At 58.8% G+C, this 2530-nt stretch carries 3 protein-coding genes and 1 pseudogene; 2 read left to right on the top strand and 2 right to left on the bottom strand.

From position 1 onward, the window contains the following. A pseudogene (locus tag A37O_RS16290) lies at positions 1-183 on the top strand (IS6 family transposase); the annotation flags it as partial. Here A37O_RS16290 and A37O_RS15445 read toward each other — a convergent pair. Further along, positions 126-527: a phosphorylase family protein gene (locus tag A37O_RS15445; RefSeq protein WP_245533841.1), complete on the bottom strand. Its 402-nt coding sequence runs from the start codon at positions 525-527 to the stop codon at positions 126-128. The pseudogene A37O_RS16290 and the gene A37O_RS15445 sit on opposite strands and share 58 nt — an antisense overlap. Before the next feature lie 275 nt (positions 528-802). Here A37O_RS15445 and A37O_RS0111415 point away from each other — a divergent pair, with 275 nt between their 5' ends. Further along, on the top strand, positions 803-2194 hold the full coding sequence (locus tag A37O_RS0111415; protein WP_018297636.1) for an NAD-dependent succinate-semialdehyde dehydrogenase: 1392 nt from the start codon (positions 803-805) through the stop codon (positions 2192-2194). Between the two features lie 104 nt (positions 2195-2298). On the opposite strand, the gene A37O_RS16690 is transcribed toward A37O_RS0111415, so the two are convergent. Beyond that, positions 2299-2448 carry a hypothetical protein gene (locus A37O_RS16690; RefSeq protein ID WP_169332161.1) on the bottom strand — a complete coding sequence of 50 codons (150 nt, stop codon included), beginning with the start codon at positions 2446-2448 and terminating at the stop codon, positions 2299-2301. Positions 2449-2530 lie beyond the last annotated feature (82 nt).

Here is a 2530-nt window from a genome sequence, read left to right as displayed (position 1 = left end):
CATGGTCGGCTGAAGCGGATCCTCGGGCCGAAAGGCGCGTTTAAGAACCGGACATCTGCATATCGGACGTTGAAAGGGATGGAGGCGATGCACTCATTGCGGAAAGGGCAAGGCACGATGTTTGCCTACGGGCAACCGAACCCGGACGCGGTGATCGTCAACCGGGTCTTCGAGACGGCCTGAGAACGCCCACACGCAGCGGCCATCAGGGAATGAGAAACTGAGTCTTCGCTGCTCTCCGCCCAACTTTGCAACAGCACCCGCCCGAGCATCTGTGAGATGAGATCGCTGGAGAAATCGTGCTGGAATACCCGCGCTATCTCATACACACCACCGATACCGTCACGGAGGCCTCCGGCGGTGCCGATATTGATGATGCGATCAGGAAGCTGCGTCCGGCTGGCCAATTCCCTGGTCAGCGCGATGGCACAGTTGAGGGTGCCGATGCCCGTGACGATCAGGTCGGTACCTGCGGGGAGGTACGCAGCTTCCTCACGGGTTGCGGAGACGAAAAGTGTAGTGGTCACCCGTTCACCGTAACCGAGTGCCCCGGCAGCAACCTGTAGCCGGGGCACTTTGCGCATGAGCAGGGGCATCCCCACCCGTGGCTAACCATCTGATGCACTGGTCAAACCAATGGATTCTTCTCGAGCACAGAGGACATACAGTCCCCGCCCCTACCCTCCTGGATCAGCAGCATCCGCATTCCTGCCCTATACACAGGCACTTACGTGGCACATCAACATCTGATACGATGTGAAACACAACACAATAAGCCGAGATTTTAGGAAGGATTTATCAAATGGCCCATCAGACAATCAACCCTTACACCGGTGAGGTAGCCAAAACCTTTGAGGACGCCACCCCGGAGCAGATCGATGCCGCCCTTGCTGGCGCCCATGAGGCATTCCAGTCCTGGAGGAATGAGCCCGTGGAGGAACGTGCAGCACTCCTGGGCCGTGCCGCCAGGGAGCTTCGTGAGAATTCACGTCGTTATGCCGAGATTCTCACCCTCGAGATGGGCAAGCTCATCGGGGAGGCAGAGGCTGAGGTGGAGCTTTCTGCGAATATCCTCGAGTACTACTCCAAGTTCGGTCCTGAGCACCTCGCACCCCGTTACCTCCGGGCTGAGGGTTTCGGCGATACTGATGTCTCGCTGGTTAATGAACCACTGGGTGTCCTCTACGCGATCGAGCCGTGGAACTTCCCCTTTTACCAGGTCATCCGCATTTCAGCACCACAGTTGATGGCGGGTAACACCATCGTGTTGAAGCACGCCTCGAATGTTCCGCAGTCCGCCCTGGCCATGGTTCAGCTCTACCGGGATGCAGGTGCACCTGAGGGGCTGTTGACCAATATCTTCGCCAACCACGATGCAACTGATCGCATCCTTGCCGATCCCCGCGTTAAGGGTGTCGCCCTGACTGGTTCTGAGCGTGCGGGTTCCGTGGTTGCGGCAACTGCCGCCAAGCACTTCAAGAAGTCCACGCTGGAGCTCGGTGGTGCGGATGCCTTCGTGGTTCTCGAGGATGCCGACATTGAGAAGGCCGCCCGTTGGGCCGCCTTCGGCCGCCACTGGAACGCAGGCCAGGTGTGTGTCTCCTCCAAGCGTCTCATTGTGGTGGATGAGGTGGCGGATGAATTCCTCAAGGAATACACCAAGCATGTCGCCGAGCTGGTGGCCGGTGACCCCATGGATCCCAACACCACCCTCGCCCCGTTGTCGTCACAGAAGTCCGCCGGTGATCTGGCCGCCCAGGTGGAGACAGCCCGCAGCGAAGGTGTCACCGTCGAGGTCATCGGCTCCGAGGTCCCGGAGAAGGGCGCATTCTTCCGCCCGACCCTGCTGACCAACATTCCTGATGATTCCCAGACCGCCCACACCGAGTTCTTCGGACCGGTCACCCAGTTCTACCGTGCCAAGGATGAAGACGATGCGGTCCGTCTGGCCAACAACACCCCCTATGGCCTTGGTGGTTCGGTGTTCTCAAAGGACATCGACCGCGCCAGGAAGGTGGCACGTCGTATTGATACCGGCATGGTCTACATCAACCAGCCAACCGGCGTGAAGGCTGACATCCCCTTCGGTGGAGTAAAGAACTCCGGGTACGGACATGAACTGATTGATCTGGGTATCAAGGAGTTCGTGAACCAGAAGGTTGTTGTTGTCACCGATATCGACGGCAGTTTCTAATAGGCAACCACCTCAGGTCCTGTTGAACCCGTCAGGACTTGTATGTCAATAGACTGAGCGCCGATCACCGTGAAGGTGATCGGCGCTCATCCGCGTCCTGGGAATCAGGACCGCGTCTGCACCTTCGCAGGTTTGGCGGATACGGCATCCGGGTCGTCGTCGGGATCCCTGTTGGATTCCGCTCCCCCAGCCGCCTGCTCCTCGGCCAGTACCCGGGTCAGGTTGGCACGGTAACGGCGGAGGTGCTGTTGCAAAGTTGGGGCAGTAGGAAGAGCGACGTGAAATAATCACAGCCATGGGTATCTTCTCGGGTCGTCATTTCCCCCGTGACATCAT

It is taken from the genome of Corynebacterium lubricantis DSM 45231, from assembly GCF_000379425.1.
In the GTDB taxonomy this organism is placed as follows: Bacteria; Actinomycetota; Actinomycetes; order Mycobacteriales; family Mycobacteriaceae; genus Corynebacterium; species Corynebacterium lubricantis.
Note: the sequence above shows the minus strand (reverse complement) of the source record. Positions and strands in the feature narration are given on the sequence as shown.